The sequence below is a fragment of the Glacieibacterium arshaanense genome (assembly GCF_004681125.1).
Taxonomy (GTDB): domain Bacteria; phylum Pseudomonadota; class Alphaproteobacteria; order Sphingomonadales; family Sphingomonadaceae; genus Polymorphobacter_A; species Polymorphobacter_A arshaanense.
The window spans coordinates 76,883-99,004 of the sequence record NZ_SIHO01000003.1 but is presented as its reverse complement, the minus strand read 5'-3'; the positions used below and the strand labels follow the sequence as shown (position 1 = coordinate 99,004).

The 22,122-nt window shown below is 65.6% G+C and carries 20 protein-coding genes; 14 read left to right on the top strand and 6 right to left on the bottom strand.

What is annotated here, in order from left to right; translation table 11 throughout:
• Positions 1-41: 41 nt before the first annotated feature.
• From EUV02_RS12385 to EUV02_RS12325, 13 genes are all read left to right on the top strand, one after another.
• A complete protein-coding gene (locus EUV02_RS12385; protein ID WP_135246609.1) occupies positions 42-995 on the top strand; it encodes a glycosyltransferase family 2 protein in 954 nt (317 codons plus the stop codon).
• The gene (locus tag EUV02_RS12380) at positions 992-1,981 is read left to right on the top strand and encodes a lysylphosphatidylglycerol synthase transmembrane domain-containing protein (protein ID WP_166430619.1); all 990 of its coding nucleotides are present in this window, start codon (positions 992-994) and stop codon (positions 1,979-1,981) included. Before EUV02_RS12385 ends, EUV02_RS12380 begins: the two co-directional genes overlap by 4 nt.
• A complete protein-coding gene (locus EUV02_RS12375; protein WP_135246607.1) occupies positions 1,971-3,407 on the top strand; it encodes a protoporphyrinogen/coproporphyrinogen oxidase in 1,437 nt (478 codons plus the stop codon). The genes EUV02_RS12380 and EUV02_RS12375 overlap by 11 nt, the downstream gene beginning before the upstream one ends.
• Positions 3,407-4,150: a polysaccharide deacetylase family protein gene (locus tag EUV02_RS12370; RefSeq protein ID WP_135246606.1), complete on the top strand. Its 744-nt coding sequence runs from the start codon at positions 3,407-3,409 to the stop codon at positions 4,148-4,150. Before EUV02_RS12375 ends, EUV02_RS12370 begins: the two co-directional genes overlap by 1 nt.
• Positions 4,143-4,916, top strand: coding sequence for a class I SAM-dependent methyltransferase (locus EUV02_RS12365; protein ID WP_207790184.1), 774 nt, complete (start codon positions 4,143-4,145; stop codon positions 4,914-4,916). Before EUV02_RS12370 ends, EUV02_RS12365 begins: the two co-directional genes overlap by 8 nt.
• Positions 4,913-5,884 carry a polysaccharide pyruvyl transferase family protein gene (locus EUV02_RS12360; protein WP_135246605.1) on the top strand — a complete coding sequence of 324 codons (972 nt, stop codon included), beginning with the start codon at positions 4,913-4,915 and terminating at the stop codon, positions 5,882-5,884. The genes EUV02_RS12365 and EUV02_RS12360 overlap by 4 nt, the downstream gene beginning before the upstream one ends.
• Positions 5,874-7,331, top strand: coding sequence for a glycosyltransferase family 39 protein (locus EUV02_RS12355; protein ID WP_135246604.1), 1,458 nt, complete (start codon positions 5,874-5,876; stop codon positions 7,329-7,331). The genes EUV02_RS12360 and EUV02_RS12355 overlap by 11 nt, the downstream gene beginning before the upstream one ends.
• Positions 7,328-8,713, top strand: coding sequence for a Rieske 2Fe-2S domain-containing protein (locus tag EUV02_RS12350; RefSeq protein WP_135246603.1), 1,386 nt, complete (start codon positions 7,328-7,330; stop codon positions 8,711-8,713). Before EUV02_RS12355 ends, EUV02_RS12350 begins: the two co-directional genes overlap by 4 nt.
• 1 nt (position 8,714) lies before the next feature.
• The gene (locus EUV02_RS12345; protein ID WP_135246602.1) at positions 8,715-10,019 is read left to right on the top strand and encodes a glycosyltransferase family 4 protein; all 1,305 of its coding nucleotides are present in this window, start codon (positions 8,715-8,717) and stop codon (positions 10,017-10,019) included.
• A gap of 54 nt (positions 10,020-10,073) precedes the next feature.
• A complete protein-coding gene (locus EUV02_RS12340) occupies positions 10,074-10,790 on the top strand; it encodes a methyltransferase domain-containing protein (protein WP_135246601.1) in 717 nt (238 codons plus the stop codon).
• Between the two features lie 75 nt (positions 10,791-10,865).
• Positions 10,866-12,341: an oligosaccharide flippase family protein gene (locus EUV02_RS12335; RefSeq protein ID WP_135246600.1), complete on the top strand. Its 1,476-nt coding sequence runs from the start codon at positions 10,866-10,868 to the stop codon at positions 12,339-12,341.
• On the top strand, positions 12,338-13,378 hold the full coding sequence (locus EUV02_RS12330; protein ID WP_135246599.1) for a PepSY-associated TM helix domain-containing protein: 1,041 nt from the start codon (positions 12,338-12,340) through the stop codon (positions 13,376-13,378). The genes EUV02_RS12335 and EUV02_RS12330 overlap by 4 nt, the downstream gene beginning before the upstream one ends.
• Before the next feature lie 108 nt (positions 13,379-13,486).
• Positions 13,487-13,840 carry a DUF3597 domain-containing protein gene (locus EUV02_RS12325; RefSeq protein WP_135246598.1) on the top strand — a complete coding sequence of 118 codons (354 nt, stop codon included), beginning with the start codon at positions 13,487-13,489 and terminating at the stop codon, positions 13,838-13,840.
• A 7-nt stretch (positions 13,841-13,847) separates the two neighbouring features.
• Here EUV02_RS12325 and EUV02_RS12320 read toward each other — a convergent pair whose 3' ends face one another.
• The 3 genes from EUV02_RS12320 to EUV02_RS12310 all read right to left on the bottom strand — a co-directional run bounded on the left by EUV02_RS12320 (position 13,848) and on the right by EUV02_RS12310 (position 18,456).
• Positions 13,848-15,278, bottom strand: a complete 1,431-nt coding sequence (locus EUV02_RS12320) for an MFS transporter (protein WP_135246597.1) — start codon at positions 15,276-15,278, stop codon at positions 13,848-13,850.
• Between the two features lie 232 nt (positions 15,279-15,510).
• Positions 15,511-15,768, bottom strand: a complete 258-nt coding sequence (locus EUV02_RS12315; RefSeq protein ID WP_207790183.1) for an SWIB/MDM2 domain-containing protein — start codon at positions 15,766-15,768, stop codon at positions 15,511-15,513.
• Positions 15,769-15,918: 150 nt separating this feature from the next.
• Positions 15,919-18,456, bottom strand: coding sequence for a TonB-dependent receptor (locus EUV02_RS12310; protein ID WP_135246595.1), 2,538 nt, complete (start codon positions 18,454-18,456; stop codon positions 15,919-15,921).
• Between the two features lie 174 nt (positions 18,457-18,630).
• Between EUV02_RS12310 and EUV02_RS12305 the strand changes: the two genes are divergently transcribed.
• Positions 18,631-18,957 carry a DUF1330 domain-containing protein gene (locus EUV02_RS12305; protein WP_135246594.1) on the top strand — a complete coding sequence of 109 codons (327 nt, stop codon included), beginning with the start codon at positions 18,631-18,633 and terminating at the stop codon, positions 18,955-18,957.
• A gap of 140 nt (positions 18,958-19,097) precedes the next feature.
• Here the strand turns inward: EUV02_RS12305 and EUV02_RS12300 are convergent, their stop codons facing one another.
• The 3 genes from EUV02_RS12300 to EUV02_RS12290 are packed head-to-tail and all read right to left on the bottom strand — an operon-like array spanning position 19,098 to position 22,110.
• Positions 19,098-19,865, bottom strand: coding sequence for a hypothetical protein (locus tag EUV02_RS12300; protein WP_135246593.1), 768 nt, complete (start codon positions 19,863-19,865; stop codon positions 19,098-19,100).
• On the bottom strand, positions 19,862-21,445 hold the full coding sequence (locus EUV02_RS12295) for a lysine--tRNA ligase (RefSeq protein ID WP_135246592.1): 1,584 nt from the start codon (positions 21,443-21,445) through the stop codon (positions 19,862-19,864). The genes EUV02_RS12300 and EUV02_RS12295 overlap by 4 nt, the downstream gene beginning before the upstream one ends.
• A gap of 59 nt (positions 21,446-21,504) precedes the next feature.
• On the bottom strand, positions 21,505-22,110 hold the full coding sequence (locus tag EUV02_RS12290) for a DUF502 domain-containing protein (protein ID WP_135246591.1): 606 nt from the start codon (positions 22,108-22,110) through the stop codon (positions 21,505-21,507).
• Between the last annotated feature and the right edge of the window lie 12 nt (positions 22,111-22,122).

Genomic DNA, 22,122 nt, shown 5'->3' with positions numbered 1-22,122 from the left:
CCGGCGCGCTATAGAGACGTCGACCAACCGGGGGTAAAGCTTTGACAGGGCAGGTTGAACATTCGGAACACGCCGCAGCGGGCAGCGCGGCCAAGGCGCCACCGCTTGCGGTTTCAGTCGTCATCCCGGCGTATAATGAACAGGATGCCGTCAAGGCGACGGTCGACAGCGTGCGCGCGGTGCTGACCGAAGCGGGCATCACCCACGAAATCATCGTCGTCAACGACGGATCGAGCGATGACACGCTGGCCCGTGCGCGCGAAACCGGTGCGCGCGTCGTCAACTTCCCCAACAACGGCGGCTATGGCCGCGCGCTCAAGGCCGGCATCGCGGTCAGCACCGCGCCGCTGGTCGCCATTCTCGATGCCGACGGCACCTACCCGGCGAGGTATCTGCCCGAAATGATCGGCATGGCGGCATACAACGACATGGTCGTCGGCGACCGCGGTGCGGCAATGAAGGGCGTGCCAATGATCCGCAAGCCGGCAAAATGGGTTCTGAACAACCTCGCCAGCCTGCTCGCCGGACACGAGATCACCGATCTAAATTCTGGTCTGCGGGTGTTCCGGCGCGAACCGCTCGAACAGTTCGTGCCGCTGCTGCCCGAAGCGTTTTCGTTCACCACCACGGTGACACTGTGCATGCTCGCGACCGGCCAGCGCGTGTCGTACCTGCCGATCGAATATGGCAAGCGCGTCGGCGTATCGAAGATCCGGCCGACCGACTTTTTCCGCTTCATGTTTCTTGTCTGCCGGCTGACGGTGTATTTCCAGCCGCTGCGCGTGTTCATGCCGCTCGGGCTGCTGCTGTTCGTCATGGGCGTGCTCAAGGGCATCTATGACATCTATGTCGACAATCTTTCCGAAACCGCGGTGCTGGGCCTGCTGGGTGCGGTAATGGTCTGGTCGCTCGGGCTGCTCGCCGACATGCTGGCGCGGCTCAATTTGCGGCCATCGGTCAAGGCCGCGCCGAAATGGGAGGCGCCCGACGCATGAGCGTCGCTGCCCCGCCAACAGACAAGCTGCCTGCCCGTAAGCTACCTGTCATCTGGCTGGTCCGCGTCGGCGTCAGCGCCGTTGTGCTGGCGCTGATTTTCCATTTCGTGCCGTTCAAGCAGGTCTGGGCCGCCGCGCGCGCGCTGTCGCCGGCGCTCTGGCTCGCGGCACTGGCGTTGTTCCTGCTCGGCCATGCGGCGGCGGCTGCGAAATGGCGACTACTCATCGGTCCCGGCATCGGCTTTGGTGCAGCGTTTCGCGCGCATCTCGCCGGGCTGGCGGCGAACCTGGCACTGCCGGGTGTTGCTGGCGGCGATGTCGTGCGGGCCGGGCTGGTGATGCCGCAGGCGCAGGACAAGGCGCAGCTTGCTATCGGCTCGGTCGCCGACCGGTTGCTTGATACCGTCGGTCTGCTGCTCATCGCGCTGGTCGGCGCCTATGTCGCGTGGCGCCCCGAACTCGGCGATCCGCAAGCGCTGCGGCTGCTGATGCTGGCAGGCGTCGCGGCCGTCATCATCGGCTTTGCGGTGGCGATTCCGCTCGACCATGCACTGGCGCGCCGCAGCGGCGGCAAGGTCTTCAAGCTGGTGGCGCGCATCGTCGCGGTGCTCGCCGACCTGGCGCGCACGCCGGGACTGCTGCTCGCCTGCCTCGGCATTTCGATGGCGGTGCAATGCCTGTTCATCCTGATCAATGTCGCGTTCGCGCAGGCGGCCCACGTCGAGGCGCCGACCGCCGCGTGGTTCTACGCCTGGTCGACGGCGAAAATCATCGCCATCGCGCCGATCAGCCTCGGCGGGCTCGGCGTGCGCGAAGCCAGCATGGCGGCGTTGATGAAGCCGTTCGGCGCCGATCCGGCGCAGGTCGTCGCCATCGGGTTAGTGTGGCAGACGGTGCTCTATGCCAGTGGCTTGATCGGCTTTCTGGTGCAGTTGCGCTGGCCCTCCCCCAAATTGAAAAAGCTGGAACAAGTGCATGAAGGCTGACGCTGCCAAACCCCGCGTGACCATCCTCGGTGCCGGCCCCGCCGGTGTCGGCGCGGCGCTGATGCTGGCGAACAGCGGCAAAGCGCAGTCGATCGTCGCGCTCGAACGCGCGCCGCGCGTCGGCGGCAACTCGGGCAGCTTCGATCTCGAGGGCATCCACTGCGATTTCGGCAGCCACCGCCTGCACCCCGCCTGCGAGCCGCACATTCTGGCGATGATCCAGGACGCCGTGGGGCCCGACCTGTTGTGGCGCCCGCGCCACGGCCGCATCCGGCTGCAGAAGCGCTGGATTCATTTCCCCTTGAAGCCTGTCGATCTGGTGCTCAAGCTGCCCAAGGGCTTCACCTTTTCGCTGTTCTGGGACGCCGCGACGAAGAAGCTGCGCCGCAAACCCGAAGGCCCCGAAACCTTTGCCAGCGTGCTGCTCACCGGCCTCGGCCCGGCGATGAGCGAAAGCTTTTACTTCCCCTATATGCGCAAGCTCTGGGCGCTGCCTCCCGAGGAACTCGCGGTGACGCTAGCGCAAAAGCGCATTTCGGGCAGTTCGGTCGGCAAGATCATCAAGAAGATCCTCGGCCAGGTGCCGGGCCTCAAGAAGCCGATGACCGGCGGGTTTTTCTACCCGAGGCTGGGCTTTGGCCAGATCAGCGATTCGCTACGTGCCCGCGCCGAAGCCCGCGACGCGCGTTTCGAACTCGAAGCCGCAGTCAGCGCCGTCGAGCACAAGGACGGCAAGGTGACCGCGGTGCGCTGGAAGCGTGGCGACACCGAAACCCGCGTTGAAAGCGATGTCGTCTGGTCGACGCTGCCAATTACCGCGCTGGTCAAGATGATGGACCCGCCGGCACCGCCCGAAGTCGCGGCGGCGGCTGCACGCATCCGCTACCGCGGCATGATCCTCATCTATCTCGTGCTCGAAACGCAGCAGTTCACCGAGTATGACGCGCACTACTTCCCCGAAATCGCGGTGCCGATCTCGCGCCTGTCGGAGCCCAAGAATTATTCGGCGAGCACCGAGCCCCACGGCGTCACCATCCTGTGCGCCGAACTGCCGTGCGATCCGCACGAGCCACTGTGGGCGCTGTCCGACGACGAACTTGGCGCCAAGCTGTGCGAATGGCTCGGCGGCGTCGGGCTGCCGGTGACCGCCAAAGTGCGCGCCACGCACACCAAGCGGCTGGGCTATGCCTATCCGGTCTATGACCGCAGCTTCGAAGCCGATCTTGCGGTCATGGACAAGTGGCTCGAAGGTTTTGATGGCCTGCTGACCTTCGGGCGCCAGGGGCTGTTTGCGCACGACAACACGCATCACGCGCTGGCGATGGCGCATGGCGCGGTCGATTGCCTGCGTCCCGACGGGAGCTTCGACAGCGCCAAGTGGCACGACTATCGCGCGGTCTTCGAAACGCATGTCGTCGAGGACTGATGTCGGGGCTGGTGCTCACTTACCATTCGATCTCGGCGAACGTCGGGCCGACAAGCATTGCGCCCGCCACCTTCGCGATGCAGATGGCCGAGCTCGCCGACGCCGGCTATGCCAGCCAGCGGCTCGATGACTTCGGGCGCTGGTGGGACGGTGCACCGGCGGGCAAGCAGGTGCTGATTACCTTCGATGATGCGTTCGCCGACTTTGCCGAAACTGCCGCGCCAATCTTGAAGCAGCATGGCTTCAGCGCGCTGGTGTTCGTGCCGACCGCGCGCATCGGCGGGTCGGAGGATTGGGAAGGCGCCGATGTGCCGCTCCGCCGGTTGATGGCCGCAAATGACATTGCCGCATTGGCGCAAGCCGGGTTCGAGTTCGGCGGCCATAGCCGCACCCACGCCAATCTGACGCGCATCGACACCGCCGCCTGCGAACGCGAAATCGCCGATTGCGCCCCCGAACTGGCAGCGTGGACCGGCGCGCCGGTCACCAGCTTTGCCGCCCCCTATGGCGCGGTCAACGCGGCGGTCGTTGCCACCATCGCGCGGCACTACCGCTTCGGTTTCGGCACGCGGCTGGGGCGCGCGCAGCAGCGGCGCGACGCACACGACCTGCCGCGCATCGAGATGCATTATTTCCGCGACCGGCGGCACTGGCGCGGGCTGCTCGACGGCCGCAATGGCTATCTGCGCGTCCGGCAGGGGCTGCGGACCTTGCGCGAAAAACTGGGAGGCGGGTTTGGCTGACGCAGGCAAAGGCAGCCAGGACAGCCTGCTCCGGCGGCTGCTCTCCCCGCGCCAGCGCGCGTGGATCGGCAGCATGCGGCGCAAATACGGGCTGCAATGGCCGCGTCGCGGCAGCGTCAGCTTCGGCGACCTGCGCCGCGTTACCCCAGTCAGCGCCAGCTTCGGCATGGAGCGCGGCCGGCCGATCGACCGCCACTATATCGAGGCGTTTCTGGCGGCCAATGCCGATGCAATTCGGGGCCGCACGCTCGAACTCGGCGACCCGTTCTACATCAACAAATACGGCCAGGGCCGCGTCACCCAACCCGAAGTGCTGCACTATGTTGAAGGCAATCCCGACGCCACCATCGTCGCCGACCTGACCAATGCACCGCACATTCCCGACAACAGCTTTGACTGCATCATCTTCACGCAGACGCTGCAGATGATCTGGGACATGAATGCCGCGCTCGACACCCTGCACCGTATCCTCAAGCCCGGTGGCGTGCTGCTGCTGACGACCTCGGGCATCTCCAAGATCGGCCGGCGACTGGGCCGCGACGACTGGGGCGAATATTGGCGGCTGACCGCGCCCGCCGTCGAACGGCTGGCCGCCGAGCGCTTCCCTGGATCGACCGCGGTCGTCACACCGTACGGCAATGTGCTGTCGGCGACCGCCTATCTGCAGGGGCTGGCGCTCGAGGAGCTCGAACCCGACGAACTCGATTTCTGCGACCCCGATTTCGAGGTCATCATCGGCGCGCGCATCACCAAGGCAAACGCATGAAGCGCGCGGTCCTGCTCGACACGTCAGTCGCTTCGACCAACATCGGCGACCAGATCATCATGGAAGCGGTGCGCGAACAACTCGACCGGCCGTTGAAGGACGTACTGGTCGCCAGCGTCGCCAGCCATGACACGATGGGCGCCAAGGGCCGGGCGATGGTGCAGGCCGCCGATCTGGTGGTCGCGGGCGGATCGAACCTGATTTCATCGCACCAGTGGCTACGCTCGGTATGGCGGCTCAGCCCGCGCGATGCGTTCCTCGGCATGAACGTCGTGCTGATGGGGGTGGGTTGGTACCAGCACCAGATGAAGCCCGACCCCTACACGCGCTGGCTGCTGCGCCGCGTGCTGCATCCTACGGCGCTGCATTCGGTGCGCGACAGCCAGGCGCAGGCGATGCTTGCCGCCATCGGCATTACCAACACCGTCAACACCGGCTGCCCGACACTGTGGAACCTGTCGCCCGAGCGTTGCGCCGCGTTGCCGCGCGCCCGCGCCGACGAGGTGGTCACCACGCTCAACACCTATATCCCCGACCGCGCCGCCGACGGCCGGCTGATCGAAACGCTGCGGTCGCGCTATAAAGTCATCCACGCCTGGGTGCAGACTGCCGAGGACCATGACTGGCTGCGCAGCTTTGGCGACGACATCCGCATCCTTGAGCCCAGCCTGTCGGCCTATGACCGGCTGCTGCGCGAGGCGCCGAGCCTCGACTATGTCGGCAACCGGCTGCACGGCGGCATCCGCGCGCTGCAGCACGGCCGCCGCGCCATCATCGTCGAAATCGACAACCGCGCGCAGGAAATGGGTCGCGACTTCAACCTGCCGACGGCGGCGCGCGATGATTTTGCGCGATTGGAGGCGATGATCGACGGCGATCTGGCAATTTCCGTCACCCCGCCGGTCGAAGCCATCGCGCGTTGGAAATCATCGCTGGGGCAGACGCTCGAGGCCGGCCGTGGCGGCTGAGCCGGTCAGCCGCAACGAGTGGCTGGCGCTTGCGGCAATATTGCTGCTGGCGCTGGTGCTGCGCGTCATCGGGCTCAATGCGCCGCTTTGGTATGACGAAATCCTGACGCTGACCGACTTTGTCCGCAAACCCTATGGCGACCTCGTCGGCGACTTTTCTTCGCTCAACAACCACATGTTCTATTCGCTGCAGGCACGTGCTTCGATCCTGGCGTTCGGCGAAAGCGCCTGGGCGCTACGGCTGCCGGCAATGCTCTACGGCGTCGCCAGCCTGGTCGTGCTGTGGCTTATCGGCCGCGAGGCTGCCGGCCGACGCGCCTCTTTGCTCGCGGTGCTGCTGCTGGCGATTTCGTATCACCATGTCTGGTTCTCGCAGAACGCGCGTGGCTATACCGCGCTGCTGTTCTGGACGTCGCTCGCGACGCTACTCTTGGCGCGCGGGCTGCATAACCCCAGACTGAGCGTTTGGACCGGCTACGGCATTTGCGTTGCAGCGGCGATGTACACGCATCTGTCGGCAGGGTTCTTCTTCGCCGCGCATGCGCTGGTCTATGTCGTCGTGTGGGTTCGCGGCCAGCGCGACTGGCGCCCGGTCTATGGCTTTGTCGTCGGCGGGTTGCTGACCTTGCTGCTGCACCTGCCGCTTTACACGCAGGTGCTCAAGGCAATGAACACCGTGTCATCGGGCAAGACCAGTTCGGCGATGGCCGAGTGGGTCAATCCGCTGCGGACGCTGCGCGAAATCACTGCGAGCCTCGACAGCTTCGGCCCGCTGGCGCCGCTGGCGCTGGGTGGCGCGTTGCTGCTCGTCGGGCTGGGCATCAACGCGATGCGGCGGCGGGCGCCGGTCATCGTCGCGGTCTATCTGCTGTCGATTCCGGTGGCGCTGGCGCTACTGGTGGCGCTCGATTTCCGTATCTGGCCGCGTTATTTCTTCGTCGATATCGGCTTCGTCTTCCTGTGCGTCGCTGCCGGTGCGGTGGCGCTAACCGATTGGCTGGCAGCGCGTGTTGGGCGCCCGAAACTCGCGGGCGCGCTACTGATCGCGGGCACGCTGGTCATGGTGGCGGCATCTGCGCTGCTGCTGGTGCGCAACTATGCGCGGCCCAAGCAGGATTTCGCCGGCGCGCTGGCACTCATTGCGGCGCAGCGCGCGCCGGGCGATGTCGCGACCTCGATCGGGCTGGCCAGCGCACCGCTCAAATCCTATCTCGCACCCGGCTGGCCGGTGATCGCCACCGAGGCGGATCTGAATGCGCTGCAGGGCCAGCGCGTTTGGATCGTCACGGCGTTCGATGACCATGTCTTGCCGGGTCAGGAAGCAGCCATGGCGCGTATCGCGCGTGAATATAATCTTGCGGCTTCGTTCGACGGCACGCTTGGCGGCGGCACCGTCAAGGTATATCGCAAAACCGCAGAGGCGGAATTGAAGGAGACCTCCAGGTGAAACTAGCCGATGCCCAGGCAATCGTTTTCGGCGGCGAGCATGCGATCCTCGATGACTATGCCGGCCGCGATGCCATCCTCGCCAAGCTGCATGACGCGTTTCTGGCCGGGGTAGCGCATTTTGCCGGGCCGGCAGCGCGCGCCGGCGTCGAACGCGACGGGCTGCGCAAGTTGCACCTGCACTTCCCCGTCGAGAAGGTGCTGCTGCTCGAAGATTTCATCAACAAGCGCGTCCGCGACGATCTCTACTATTGGGCCTATGAAGTCGGCCATGAGACCATCGGGCTGCCCGACCCCTTCTATGTCGACATGCTCATTGTGCTGCGCGTCCATTATCCGCAGGTCGTCGCGCGCGTCGGCGGCAAGGAAGACGCACCGCCGACGGACTGGGAGGAGCGGCTGCGGCTGATCGAGGCCGGGCTGCGCCGGCCGTCGATCTTCATCAACCAGATTACCCGCCGCATCCGCAAGCGCGCCAAGATCGCCGCGCACCAGATCGCCTTCAACGATGACCTTTACCACGGCGACCTGCCGACGCTGGCGCGCAGCCACGGCCCGCACATCGATACCTGGTATGGCCACAGCTATGACGGCTTCAATGTCTGGCTGTCGATCGACGGCGTCAACACCGGCAACACCGTCATCCTGTACCCCGAACTGTTCGGCAACCGTGTCGATTACGAGCCGTCGAGCATGTATCTGGCGCCCGGCATCAATTTGCCGGCGCCGACCAAGGTCGACTTGAAGCCCGGGCAGTTGCTGCTGTTCAACCCTGAAATGCTCCACGGCACGCACGTCAACATTTCGGACGACACCCGCGTCGCGCTGACCATGCGCATCAACCCCAACGCGCCGCGCTTCAACGACAATGCGCCGTTCAATGCAGAACATTGGTATTCGAGCACCGCGCTGGCGCGTCGCGATTTTGCCGACATCGCGCTGTTTCCCGCCGACAAGTTCCACGGCGAGCCGTCGGTAGGCCAAGTCCCGGTGCCGCCCGATCCGCACACCCGCCATCTGACGCTGGCCGACGCACCCGCGGCCTCGGGCGAAACGCGGTTGTGCGCGGTTGCCGACCTGCCCGCCGGCGACAAGCTCGCGGTCGATGGTCCGGGTCTCAAGCTGCTGCTGGTGCGCAGCCCCGAAGGCCTGCGCGCCTATGACCGGCGCTGCCCGCACCGCATGGTCGATCTCGTCGATGGCCATCATGACGCGACGCAGATTTTCTGTCCGGGCCACGGCATCGCGTTCAACCTGACCGACGGCAAGTCGGCGTGCGACGCCTTCAAGCTGCGCAGCTACCGCGTGACCGAACGCGACGGTGGGATCTGGTTGATCCGCGGCGTCGCGGCTGCCGAGGCGACGGCCGACGCCAGCGCCTGACATGGCGAAACCGCAGCCTGTACCGCCGCTGCGTGTCGCTCTCGTCACGACCTTTTACCCGCCGTGCAATTTCGGCGGCGACGGGCGCTATGTGCGCAGTTTCGCACACGCACTTGCCCGCGCCGGCTGCGAAGTCGAAGTCATCTATGACGCCGATGCGTGGTGCGCGATGACCGGCCAAGAACCGCCGCCGCCGCTACCCGAACCGCCCGGCGTTACCGTCCACCGGCTGTCGAGCCGCTGGCCGACGGGCTCGGCGCTGCTGACGCAGCAGATCGGCAAGCCCGTCGTCCAGCGCGATGCCATTTCCGCGCTGCTGGGTCGCGGCTTCGATGTGATCCACTACCATAATATCTCGCTGGTCGGCGGCCCCGGCGTCTGGGCGCTCGGCGACGCCGTCAAGCTGCATACCGCGCATGAGCACTGGATGGTGTGCGCCAACCATGTGCTGTGGCGCTACAACCGCGAGCTGTGTGACGCGCGCGACTGCTTCAAATGCTCGCTGGCGTTTCATCGGCCGCCGCAGCTGTGGCGTTCCACCGGCTTGCTCGAACGCGAGGCCGCGCATGTCGACGAATTCATCGCGCTGAGCCATTCGGTCGCCGAAAACCACCGCGCCTTCGGCTTCAAGCGCGAAATGCGGCAGATGGCATCATTCATGCCCGCCGACGAAACCGAAGCACGCGGGGCCAGTGCGCAGTCACCCTATCCGCGCCCGTATTTTCTGTTTGTCGGGCGGCTTGAAGTCATCAAGGGGCTGCAGGATGTCATCCCGGCGTGGGACGAACGCATCCCCGCCGACCTGCTGATCGCCGGCGAGGGCAATTATGGCGCCGAACTGCACGAACTCGCCAAGGGCAAGGCCAATGTGCATTTTCTGGGCCAGGTCGATCCCGCCAAACTGCCCGGCCTGTACCGCAACGCGCGCGCGCTGATCGCCTGTTCGCGTTGCTACGAAGTCTTCCCGATGGTCGCACTCGAAGCATTCCGCGAGGCGACGCCGCTGATCGCCCGCGACCTTGGCCCCTATGCCCAGATACTGGATGAAAGCGGCGGCGGCCTGCTGTTCACCGACAGCGAATCGCTGCGCGTCGCGGTGATGACGCTGGCCACCGACACCGCGCTGCGCGACCGTCTCGGTGCATCGGGCCAGGCCGCGGTGGCAACGCGCTGGAGCGAGGCGACGGCGATGCACGACTATCTGGCGCTGGTGCGTGAAGTCGCGGTGAGGCGCGGTCGTTCTGAAACAGTTGCCAGAGTAGATGCGCTGGAAGATGCGCTGGATATCAACGCACTGGGTGTTTGAAACGGCGCTGCGCTGCTATGTTGCGGGCGCACGGGCAGTCGAGGGGATTCGAAGATGGCAACTAAGGTCGGGCAAAACATCGAAGCGGGCAATGCGGCGTGGAGCTTCGGCGGCAGCGTCGCGGATACCTTTGTCGATCACATCCGCCATTCGGTGCCGCTCTACGAGGAAGGCCATGACCTGACCTGCCAGTTGAGCGACTGGTTCCTGTCGCCGACCAGCACCGTCTATGAAATCGGCACCTCGACGGGCGAATTGCTCAAGAAGCTGGCGCTGCACAATGCGCACCGCGTCGGCGCCAAGTTCATCGGCATGGATGTCGAGGCGCCGATGGTCGCCAAGGCGCGCGCGCATTGCGCCGACGTGCCGAGCATCACGATTCTGGAGGAGGACGGCCGCAACTTCGCGTTCGAAAAGGCCGACCTGATCATCTCCTACTATACGATGCAGTTCATCCCGCCGCGCGACCGCCAGCAATTGTTCGACCGCATCTATGAGGCACTCAACTGGGGCGGTGCGTTCATCATGTTCGAAAAGGTCCGCGCGCCTGATGCGCGCTTCCAGGACATAGCGGTGGGGCTCTACAATGAATTCAAGCTGCGCCAGGGCTTCGATGAGAAGGAAATCGTCGGCAAGACGCGCAGCCTCAAGGGCATTCTCGAGCCGTTTTCGACCGAGGGCAACTTCGGGCTGATGCGCCGCGCCGGTTTCGAGGACATCACCACCGTGTGCAAATACATCTGCTTCGAAGGCTATCTCGCCATCAAGTAGAGCGGTTTTGCCCGTGGGCGACGGCATTTCCGGTTCCCAAGCGCGCTGTACGGGCACGCCACCGGTCGGCACGTCATGACCACGCCTAGCGTCACGCTGTGGAACAAGCTCGCCGGTAGCGGCACCAAGTTCTTCCGCGACTATATCGTCCTCGCCGGCGGGCAGGTCATCGCCAAGCTGCTCGGCTTTGCGGCTTTCGCCTGGCTGGCGCGCATGCTCGACCCGGTCGACTATGGCGCGGTCGAATATGTCGTCGGGCTGGCGGTGTTCTTCGCGATGCTGGTCGACGGCGGGCTCGATGTCATCGGCACGCGCCGCGTCGGCCGCGACCCCGACGAACTGCCGCTGCTGGCATTCCAGATTCCCGCCGCGCGCCTGCTGCTGGCGTTCATTGCCGTGCCGCTGATGCTGATTATCGCGACGCAGTTGATGAAGGCGACGGTGCCGCTGGCACTGGTCTGGCTGTTCGCGCTCAGCCTGCTGACGACGCCGTGGCGCCAGCAATGGCTGTTCCAGGCGACCGAACGCATGGCGGCGGCGGCCATCGCCGACATGCTGCGCATGGGTGTGTTCGCCGCACTGATCTGGACGCTGGTGCGCGCGCCGGGCGATCTGCTTGAGGTCGGCTGGGCCGAAATTGCCGCGGTCAGCGCGATGACGCTGTATTGTCTGATGGTCCAGCACCACCGTATCGCGCGCATCCGGTTGCGTGGCTCGTTCGCCGATTTCGGCGCATTGCTGCGCGAGGGCGCGGCAGTGGGATCGACCAATCTGGTCTGGGCACTCAACCAATATGCGCCGCTGTTCCTGATCGGCGCGCTGATCGGTGGTGTCGCCACCGCATGGTTTGCCGCCGCGTCACGCATCGTCACGTCGCTGGTGACGTTCAGCAACCTCTATCACTTCAACCTGTATCCGTCGGTGACGCGCAACTATGCGCGGAACGACGGCTCGCTCGGCATCCTGCTGGCACGGTCGCTGCGCGTCACCGGCTGGGGTGCGACCTTCCTCGCGCTGGTGCTGACGGTGTTCGCGACGCCGATCGTGCGGCTGGCGCTCGGCCCCAAACTGCTCGATGCCGCGCCGCTGCTCGCCGTGATGGCATGGATGGTGCCGGTCACCATCTGGTCGGGGCACGCCCGTTGGGGTCTCGCGGCAGCCGGCGCGCAGACGCGCGTGCTGTGGTCGCAATGCATCGGGCTGGCGACGACGGTCGTGCTTGCGCTGGCGCTCGGCCACGCGCTGGGTGCCATGGGCTATGCCATCGCCTCGCTCGCCGGCTTCGTGATGGTCTGGATTGCATCGCACCGCTTCGCGAAGCTGTGGGGCTGCGCGCCGCCGCCGTTCCGGCTGGTGCTGTCGCCACTGGCGCTGGCGGGCGCGATCATCGCGCTCAATCTGCTAGTGCCGCTGTCGACGATGCTGGCGCTGGCCAGTGTCGCCGCCTATGCAGCGCTGGCACCATTGCTTGACCGCACGCTGATTGCCGACATCATCTTGCTCGGCGGCACCAAACGCAACTATGGCGCCACCAGGACGGAGACCGAATGACCATGCAGCTGCTGCGCAAAATCCACCGCTGGTGCGGCGTCGTGCTCGCAGCCATTCTTGTCGTCATCGCACTTTCGGGCACCGTCGCGGCGTTCCGCGGCGATTTTGTGCGCATCGCGCTGCCCGCTGCGCGTGGCCCGGTGCCGGATCCGGCGAGCTTTGGCCCGGCGCTCGATGCGTTTGTCGCGGCTAATCCCGGCGCGCTGGTCTCCGCGCGGTTCGCGCCGTATGACCTCGCCGTCCATGGCGTATCGCTCAAAGGTGGCGAGCAGGCGTGGATCGACGCGCAGGGCAAGGTTGTCGACCGCTGGAAGGGCACGCGCGGCATCGGCGACAGGGCGCTGGACATCCACCACACGCTGCTGATCGGCAAAACCGGCACCAACATCACCGGCATCGCCGGGTTGGCCGGCATCGCGATGATCATCAGCGGGCTGATCATTTATTGGCCGATGCGGCGCGGCTTTTCATGGCGCGTCTGGCCAGCCTCGCTCAAGCGCCCGGTGCTGCTCGCCAGCCACCGCAACCTCGCTTTGCTGCTGGCGCTGCCGCTGTTCCTGCAGTTCAGCAGCGGTTCGGCCTGGGCGTTCAAGCGCATCGTCGGCAACTTGCCCGGCATTGCACTGCCCAAGGCGCCGACCGTAGCGCCTTCAACGGGCGAACCGAGCTGGACGGCGACGCTTGCCGCGGCGCAGGCGGCGATGCCCGGTGCCAAAATTCGCGCGGTCGCCATGCCGCGCGCCGCCGACAAGCCAATCACCATCAACGTGCAGGCAGCAGCAGACATCAACCCCGAAGGTGCCACCCGCATCAACGTCGCCGACGGCAAGGTCGTGGCCGTGGTCAATCCTGCCGACCACGGTGCTGGCGCCCGGATGTTCAACTCGAGCATGGGCGTGCATACCCTGGGCTATATTGGCGGGCGCAGCGGCGAAGTGCTGCTGGCGCTGCTCGGCGTACTGCTCGCTGCGATGGCCAGCTACGGCGTGCTGGGCTGGTGGCGACTGAAATCCGGCCGCCCGGCCAATAAAGCCTGATATTACAATAAATTGACATTTGCGATTGGTTGCCAATTCGTCAACCGACGCTAGACTCGCTGGCGGTGCTCCGCTAGCTTTGATTTTTGACCTAGGGAGCCAAACCTCATGAGCATCTTCACCGCAATCAAGGAAAAGATTTTCGGCAAGGCACCGGCAGCGCCAGCTGCACCCGCCGCCGCTGCGCCTGCTGCTGCTGCTGCCGCGGCCCCGGCCGCACCCGCTGCACCCAAGGTGGCGCTCGAAGTCGTGCTGACCGACATGGCGTCGAAGGCCGGCCAGAAACTCAACTGGGACAGTTCGATCGTCGACCTGATGAAGCTCGTCGGCATCGATTCGAGCCTCGCCAATCGCAAGTCGCTCGCCGTCGAACTCGGCTATACCGGTGACACGAACGACTCCGCCTCGATGAACATCTGGCTGCACAAGGCGACGATGGACCGTCTGCGCGCCGCACTCTAGCGCCCGCTCAGGTCCCCCGGTCGCTGCCGTCAGGCGCGGCCGGGGCGCTGGCTGCCATTAGCCGCACCAGCCGCACCGCGAACACCACTGCCGCCAGTGCCAGCGGTAGCGCCGTCGCGAAAATCCAGAACGACGCGCTGGTGACATTCGCCGGCGTTAGCCCGTGTGCGAAGCCCGTCAGATTGGCAGCGACGCTGGCAATCGCCGCGCCCGCCGCGCCGCCGGCGTTGCGCACCGCGTTGATCGCCCCCGAACCGATGGCGCGATCGTCATCCGACAGGTTGACCATGATATCGCGGCTGATGAACGCAAAGCTCATCCCGAAGCCGCCGCCGAGCAACGCCCCCGCCACCAGCACCAGTGCCAGATTACCCGAGGCCATGACGCCGACCAGCAGCGCGGTGGCGAGTGCGATCATGGTAATGCCAACGACGATGAAGCGGTGGACCCAGGCCTCGCGTGCGCCCGCAACCAGCAATGCGATACCGGTCCACGCCAAGGCCTCGACAGCGATGACATAGCCGGCCTCCAGCGCGCTGAGCCCGTTGGTGAACTGCAGTATTGCCGGACCATAGACGCTGAAGCCGACCGCAGCGGCGGTGGCGCAAAAGAACGCCGCATACGCCGACCCCAGCGCCGTGCCGATGCGGCTGCCGGCCTTGGGCAGCAGTCCCGCTGGTTCACGGCGGTCGACAAGGATGGCCGCCCGCAGCAACGCCAGCCCGGCCGGCACCAGCACCAGCGCCAATGTGACGTTCGCGGTCACCCCGGCGCTCGACATCAGCACCACCGCCAGCGTCAGTAGCAGCAACGGCCGCACCGGCACGCGCGCCGGCTTTTCGGGCGGCGCGGCGCGCGGTACCAGCCACAGCGCAGCGACCGCAAACAGCAGTGCCTGCCCGGCGAACATGTGAAACACCCCGCGCCAGTTCCCCGCATCGGCAAACACCCCGCCGACCAGCGGCCCGAGCAAGGTGGCGATGCCCCAGACGCTTGTCGCTGCCGCAAACACCCGTGGCAGGTGGCGTTCGGGAAACACCATGCTGATCATCACATAGCAGAATCCGCTGACCCAGCCGGCGGCGATGCCCTGGACAGTGCGGCCGATGACGAACGCCAGCATCGACGGCGCGGCGGCGCTGATCCAGCAGCCTGCTGCCAGAATGATGCCCGACGCCACCATGACGCCGCGCAAGCCGAAGCGGTCACTGAGCCAGCCGGCACACGCGCCCGCGACCACCAGCCCGATCAGGTACCCCGACGTCGCCCAGCCGAACCACGCATAGCCGCCAAGCCCTGCCCCGACACTCGGCATGATCGTCGCGGTAACCAGCGAGTCCGCCGCCATCAGCCACATGCCGAGCATGATCAGCGCGAACGCCTGCCAGCGCCCGGCGAGCAGGTCGCGCCATGCATGGCCAGGTGCTATTGGCGGCATTCAAGAGCCTCCGGCGGGCAGGGACTCGTCCCTGCACCCGACAGTTTGCATCGGCGCACCGCACGCGACATTTGGCGTTGCTGTGCCACCCCGATTAATGGGTGCAGGGGCAAGCCCCTGCCCGCCGGAGGCGCTTCAAGCATTTGTCGTCATGACGCCCCATGAAAAAATCCCCGCTCGTGGCTGCGAGCGGGGATTTCGATACGGTATCCGGTCCGAAGTCCGGGCCGGACTATTTCAGATGCTGAGCGAGGAACTTGTTCATTTCGAACATCGTGCAGCTGTCCTTGCCAAAAATGGCCTTGAGCTTGGCGTCGGCGAGAATGACGCGCTTGTCAGCGGGGTTCTGCAGGTTGTTGGCGCGGATATACTCCCACACCTTGCTGACAACCTGGCCACGCGACAGCATGGCGGCGCCAACGACGGCTGCGAGCGCCGGCGACGGCGTCAACGGCTTTTGCAGTGCGTTCGGCTTCTTTTCGTCTGCCATGAAAATTCCTCCCATCCCGTTTGTTTAAGTGACGCAACAATCACGCCCACCTGCGACGATATCAACCGCGCGCGCGGCTCTTGTCCAGAGGAGAAAGCACCAAAACCGCTGGATATCGGTCAAAGCCGCAACAAATATCGCGGATGTCGCTCAGAAGCTGCGTTTTGCGCGGATTGTCCACGTCATCGGCACCTGCAAATAGCTCCAGTTGCCCGTGCTGGCGGTGGTTGCGCCGGTGTCGAAGCAGTTGTCGCAAGCGATGGCCACCAGCCAGTTGCCCTCGTCGGTTTCCATCGCCAGTTGCGCGCTGACCAGCACCGCCGACCCGTCATATGATCCGCTGATGACATCGCCGCCGAACGGGTTGGCCGGATAGACCTGCCCATTGAACGCCGAGGTCACGGCGCCGGTATAGAGCGTCGCGTTGGCGGCACCGGTTTGAATGCCCGAGCGATACGACAGATTGACCGTCGGGCTGAGGACGATACCGGCGGTCGGGATCGCGAAATTATAGGTGCCGCCGATCGCCACCGTCCATGCCGGGGTGTTCGCCGGCGTAGCAAGGTCGCCATTGGCATCGATCACGCCGCGCGCGCAGTCGGCGGCATTCGAAGCCCCGCTGCCAAGCGGAATCTTGCCTGCCAAAAGCTGCGCCTGGCAATCGCGTTGCTGGCGCGCCAGCGACTTGGCGCCGAAGGCGTTGAAGTCGGCGGTGCTGCCGCCCAGCCCGTAGCTGGCGTTCTGGTAACCGATGCTGGTGGTGAGCACGAGATTGGTGAATGGCCGCCCGATGACTTCGAGTTCAAGGCCCTTATTGGTGAAATCGGGCACGTTGGCGGTGGTGACATCGAGCGCACCGGTCGCGCCGACGCCCGCCGAGCTGACCTGAACGTCATTGGCATTGATATAGAAGCCGGTCAGGTTGACGCGCAGCCGGTCACCCAGCCACTGCGATTTCACGCCGAGCTCGTAGCTCCAGACATTCGAGGGGTCATAGGGCAGCACGCCCTGCGCCGTGATCGCTGCCGTGTTCCAGCCGCCGGCGCCGGTGCCATTACTGGCACTGGCATAGACCATCAGCGCGTCGCTCTGCTGCCAGCGCGCCACGAATCGCGGCATCCACGCGTCATGCGTCGCCTCGGTCGGCACGAGGGTACCGTTGATCAGCAGGTTGGCGCTGTTCAGGCAGCCCGACGCGCTGGACTGGCAGCCGGCGCGATTGTCGGTCAGGCTGAAGCTGCGCGTTTCGCTGGCGTAGCGCAGGCCGGCGGTCAGCGTCAGTTGCTTCGTCGCGTTGAAGTCGATCTGGCCGTAGCCGGCGCTCGAGCTGGTGTGGCTGGTCAGCCGGCGGTCGGCGAGCACTACAGGCGTGCCGACGCCACTACCGCCCAGGTTGAAGATGTCAGCGGAATCGACGTTGTTGTTTTCACTGAAGAAATAGCCGCCGACCACATAGTCGATGCGGTCGTCCCACAGTTTGCCCGCCAGTCGCACATCCTGCGAGAAGCTGTCGAACTGCCCTTGGCTGGTCACGCTGTAGCCGCCCGACGGATAGCCGTGCACCACCGGCACGGGGACCAACAGGCTCGGCATCGCCCTACCGTCGGCGAAATCGATTGCATAGTTCTGGTCGGTATTCACCACGCCGGTAATCAGGCTGAGCGTTACCTTCTCCCCGACCCATTGCAGGTTCGAGGTGACGAGCAGCGTGTCGACGCTGTTGCCGAGCGGGAAATTGGCTTTGGCGCCACTGACCACCGCGGGCGCATACGGCGTGTAGATGCCGTTGGGCGCCGTCGCGCGCAGCCCGGTCGTGCTGTAGCGGTCGTTGCAAGACAGCGGACTGGCCGGATCGCAGGCAAAATTGACGATGTTCTCACCCTGCGCCTGCGTATAGGCCACCGCCACGTTCCAGCGAAAATGCTCGCCCAGCGCGACACGCAATGCCCCGCGGATGCCCGAAGTTTCCACCCCGTTCAAATCCTCGCCGGTCAGCGGATTGGTCACGTAACCGTCTTGATTGCCATAAAAGCCCGACAGCTTGACTGCGAAGCCGTCACCGAGCGGCACATCGAGCGACGCACGCCCGAACCAGCTATTGTATTTGCCATAGTCGAGCTCGCCGTAGCCGCCGAAGCGCGTATCGGGTTCGGCGAGCGTCACCGCGACAACACCGGCGGTGGTGCCATGGCCGTAAAGCGTGCCCTGTGGCCCGCGCAGCACCTCGACACGGTCGAGGTCGAAGCCGCGCAGGCTGTCAGCCGCCGGCGTCGGGACATGGACATTGTCGATAAAGGTGCCGACCGCTGCATCGCCGCCCGTCCGGCTGCCGCCGCCGAGCCCGCGCAGCGTGTAATCGTTGGTCAGCCCCAGCCCCGGCGTCGGCGTCGCGATCAGATTGGGGACAATGCGTGCCAGCTGCGGCGTCGTGATGATGCCGCGCGCATCGAGCTGCTCGCTGGTCAGCGCGGTCAGCGCCACCGCGGTCGATTGCTGCGGCGCGCGCCGGCCCTCGGCGGTGACCAGCGTATTGAGCAGCCCGATCTCGCTGGCGTCGAGCGCCAGCGCCGCAGCGGGTGTCGCCGGTGCAGCCGCCGCTGCGGCGTCCTGCGCCGCCACAGGCGTCGCCAACACGGCGACCAGCGCCGTCGAAACCAGTGCTGCTATGCGGATGTTGCGACGTTGCATGTATCAACTGCCCTTCGTGCCGAAGCGAACCCATGCCCCGCACCGCGCTGCACCGCAAGGCGGATTGCGTGCGGCAGCGCCGTCCGTGCGGTGACAAGCGTATTTTCCGCGCGCACTGTGCTAACAGGCATCCAACGCGGCGGCCATCGCCCGCATTTTGGACAGGACACGCACATGACCGAACCCACCACCGGCGACGCCCCGCGCCCGGCCTATCTGCTGATGACCGCGCGCATCACCGATAGCGAAAAGGTCGCCGCCTACAGCCAGGCGCTCGAGGACTCAGGTCTCTACGCCGCGCATGGTGGTGTCACGCAGTTCGCCGGTGTGCCGTCAAACGCCGTCGAGGGCTGGCCCGCCGGCATCAACGCCGTGCTGGCGCGCTTCCCGTCGCGCGCTGCGGCCGAGGCCTTCTGGTTCTCGGCAAAGTACCAACAGGACATCAAGCCGCTGCGTCGCGGCGCCGGGACGTTTCAGGTGGCGATTTTCGACGCGATCTGAAGGCGAAAAGCGCCTCCGGCGGGCAGGGGCTTGCCCCTGCACCCGGATTTCCGACCGCGCCAAATCAACCAGTATCAGTTCCCGCAGCACCGGCCCCAAACATATGGGTGCAGGGGCAAGCCCCTGCCCGCCGGAGGCTATTAGCTCTTGCCCAGCATCCCGAACGGCAACACGCGCCGCGCTGCTGCCTGTGCGCCCTTGTTGTCACCGGCATTGAGCAACTTGAGTACCGCACCGCCGGCGTTCTTGAGCGCGATGCTGTAGCCATCGGTGGCGGGCATCGCGGCGGCACGCGTCAGCAGCGCCTTGGCCTGCGGTGCATTGTCATCATCGATGTCGAGCAAGGTCAGCGCGTAGAAGCTCGGGTGTGCCGGGTCGGTCGGCGCCAGCGCCATGGCGCGATCGAACGCCTTGGTCATACCGCCGAGGTTGGCGCCGAGCATGGTGCCCGCGACGAATTTGCCGACCGACGCGACAGCGCCGCCGTTCCAGCCGCCGAGCACCGCCCAGGCGACGGCGTTGTCGGGGTGCGCGGCGAGGAAGGCGTCGAGCCCCTTCTTCATCGCCTTGGCGCCGCCGGGCGACTGGTCGAGCTTGGCGACATAGCCCTGCGCGATGATCTTCTGCAGCGTCGCATCGACATTGCCCGGAGATTTAGCGAGGGCAGCGTCGAAATTGCTGTTGGCGGCGGCGATCAGGCTACGGGCCTTCGCCTTGTCGCTGGTCTGGTAGGCGGCGATCTGCAGCTGCGCGCGGCCAGCGATGATCAGCGATGCGGCCGTGGCTTCGGTCGTGCCGGCGGCAACAGCTTCGGGGTATTTGCCCGCGGCGAACAGACTTGCAGCGCTGGGCGCGGCGAACGCCGGCGTGGCAAGCAACAGTGCGGCGGCGATGAGGACAGATTTCATGACAGGCTTTCGTTGATCAGCGCCAGCGTTTCATCGAGCCCGTAGAGCGCGATGAACGAGCCCATGCGCGGGCCGTTGCTGGTGCCGATGAGGATTTCATACAGCGCCTTGAACCAGTCGCGCAGGTTTTCAAAGCCATGCGCCTTGCCGGTTTCGTAGACTTCATACTGATAGGCTTCGGCGTCCGCACCCGCGCCAATTGCCGCAAGCCGCGTCGACAGGTCTTCGAGCGCGGCACGCTCCTGCGCGGTCGGCGCACGGCGCGCCAACGTCGGCACGACGAAATCCCGCGCATAGGCAATCGCGTAGCCCACCAGCCGGTCGATTTCGGGATGCGTCGCCGGTGTCGTGCCGGGGAAATTGCGGCTGACGAAACCCCACAGCACCGCCGGATCGCTGGTGCCGGCGACGGTCACCAGATTGAGCAGCAGCCCGAAGCTCAGCGGCAGGTCGAACTTCGGCGGCTTGCCGCCGTGGATGTGGAACACCGGATTGCCGAGCTGCTGTTCGAGCGGCTGGTCGGGGAACGCCTTGATGAAGCTGTAATATTCCTCGACCGCCTTGGGGATGACGTCGAAGTGCAGCCGCTTGGCCTTGCGCGGGCTCTGGTACATGTACAGCGACAGGCTTTCGGGCGCGGCATAGGTCAGCCACTCGTCGATGGTCAGCCCGTTGCCCTTCGACTTCGAAATCTTGGTGCCTTCGGCGTCGAGGAACAGTTCGTAGTTGAAGCCTTCGGGCGGCCGCGCGCCCAGCACGCGGGTGATCTTGCCCGACAGCATCACCGAGTCGATCAGATCCTTGCCGGCCATTTCATAATCGACATCGAGCGCCACCCAGCGCATCGCCCAGTCGACCTTCCACTGCAGCTTGCAATGGCCGCCGGTGACCGGAACCGTGACGGTCTCGTTGGTGCCGGGGCGGACATAGCTGACGGTGCCCGCCGCCACGTCGCGCGCGACGAGCGGCACCTGCAACACGTCGCCGCTGGCTGGGTCGATCGGCAGGAACGGCGAATAGGTCGCGCGCCGCTCGGGCCCAAGCGTCGGCAGGATGACATCGATGACCGCGTCATAGTTCGCCAGCACTGCGAGCAGCGTCGCATCGAAGCGCCCCGACTTGTAGCAGTCGGTCGACGACAGGAATTCATACTCGAACCCGAAGGTATCGAGAAACACCCGCAGCCGCGCGTTGTTATGCGCGCCGAAGCTGTCGTGCGTGCCGAACGGATCGGGCACCTGCGTCAGCGGCTTGTTGAGGTTGGCCGCGAGCAGTTCAGGGTTGGGAATGCCGCCCGGAACCTTGCGCAGCCCGTCCATATCGTCCGAAAACGCAATCAGCCGCGTCGGGATATCGCTCATCAGCTCGAACGCGCGGCGCACCATCGTCGTGCGCGCGACTTCGCCGAAGGTGCCGATGTGCGGCAGCCCCGACGGGCCGTAGCCGGTTTCGAACAGCACATGGCCCTTGGCCGGCGGGCCGTCCTTGTAGCGTTCGAGCAGCTTGCGCGCTTCCTCGAATGGCCAGGCCTTGGAGACAAGCGCGGCAGCGCGCACTTCGGAGGATACGGTCGTCGTCATGGCGCCCTATTGCCGGTGACGGCGCTGAAAGTCGAGGGGTCAGCCCTTAAGCCGCGCCGTCAGGCGGGACCGCGCTCCAACGTCGCGATGACCTTGTGCGCGCCTGAGCCCAGCTTGCGCAGCACCTTGATCGCCTCGATGAAGCCGATGCCCGCCGGCTGCATGTTGGCGCGTTCGACAAACGCCACGCCGCCCGCCCGCCAGTCGGGCGCGCCGGGGATGAACACCGCAACCCAAGGCGCATCGCTCGGTTCGAACACGAAGGCAAGGTTGAGTCCGGCGTCGGTCGGCACCAGCACGACATCGACATGGCGGTCGTCGCTGCCGCCGACGCCTTCGGCTACGCCGCGCACAAAATTGAACTGCGGCAGGCTGCCGATCAGGCTGTTTTCGACCCACTGGATCATGCTCTGGCCGGGGTTGGTGCGCGCAAACAGCCCGGCCGCAAACGCCAGCAGCAGCAGCAGCGTCGCCGCGACCAGATCGGCGACAAGGATTCCGCCGATCAAGTCGGGCATGTGCTTGAGCAGCGGCGCCGCGAGCTTGGTAGCCAGCTTGATGCCGTGGCGCAACAGCACCGCGATGACCAGCACCGGCACCAGAAAGATCACGCCGCCAACCAATGTTGCGCGCACGAACTGCGCGACACTGCGAGCTTTTTTCATCTTTGCCTCCCC

Excerpts from the sequence above, each read along its gene's own strand:
- EUV02_RS12380 (WP_166430619.1), top strand. The coding sequence starts at position 992 with ATGAGCGTCGCTGCCCCGCCAACAGACAAGCTGCCTGCCCGTAAGCTA.
- EUV02_RS12375 (WP_135246607.1), top strand. The coding sequence starts at position 1,971 with ATGAAGGCTGACGCTGCCAAACCCCGCGTGACCATCCTCGGTGCCGGC.
- EUV02_RS12370 (WP_135246606.1), top strand. The coding sequence starts at position 3,407 with ATGTCGGGGCTGGTGCTCACTTACCATTCGATCTCGGCGAACGTCGGG.
- EUV02_RS12360 (WP_135246605.1), top strand. The coding sequence starts at position 4,913 with ATGAAGCGCGCGGTCCTGCTCGACACGTCAGTCGCTTCGACCAACATC.
- EUV02_RS12345 (WP_135246602.1), top strand. The coding sequence starts at position 8,715 with ATGGCGAAACCGCAGCCTGTACCGCCGCTGCGTGTCGCTCTCGTCACG.
- EUV02_RS12340 (WP_135246601.1), top strand. The coding sequence starts at position 10,074 with ATGGCAACTAAGGTCGGGCAAAACATCGAAGCGGGCAATGCGGCGTGG.
- EUV02_RS12335 (WP_135246600.1), top strand. The coding sequence starts at position 10,866 with ATGACCACGCCTAGCGTCACGCTGTGGAACAAGCTCGCCGGTAGCGGC.
- EUV02_RS12330 (WP_135246599.1), top strand. The coding sequence starts at position 12,338 with ATGACCATGCAGCTGCTGCGCAAAATCCACCGCTGGTGCGGCGTCGTG.
- EUV02_RS12325 (WP_135246598.1), top strand. The coding sequence starts at position 13,487 with ATGAGCATCTTCACCGCAATCAAGGAAAAGATTTTCGGCAAGGCACCG.
- EUV02_RS12320 (WP_135246597.1), bottom strand. The coding sequence starts at position 15,278 with ATGCCGCCAATAGCACCTGGCCATGCATGGCGCGACCTGCTCGCCGGG.
- EUV02_RS12315 (WP_207790183.1), bottom strand. The coding sequence starts at position 15,768 with ATGGCAGACGAAAAGAAGCCGAACGCACTGCAAAAGCCGTTGACGCCG.
- EUV02_RS12310 (WP_135246595.1), bottom strand. The coding sequence starts at position 18,456 with ATGCAACGTCGCAACATCCGCATAGCAGCACTGGTTTCGACGGCGCTG.
- EUV02_RS12305 (WP_135246594.1), top strand. The coding sequence starts at position 18,631 with ATGACCGAACCCACCACCGGCGACGCCCCGCGCCCGGCCTATCTGCTG.
- EUV02_RS12300 (WP_135246593.1), bottom strand. The coding sequence starts at position 19,865 with ATGAAATCTGTCCTCATCGCCGCCGCACTGTTGCTTGCCACGCCGGCG.
- EUV02_RS12295 (WP_135246592.1), bottom strand. The coding sequence starts at position 21,445 with ATGACGACGACCGTATCCTCCGAAGTGCGCGCTGCCGCGCTTGTCTCC.
- EUV02_RS12290 (WP_135246591.1), bottom strand. The coding sequence starts at position 22,110 with ATGAAAAAAGCTCGCAGTGTCGCGCAGTTCGTGCGCGCAACATTGGTT.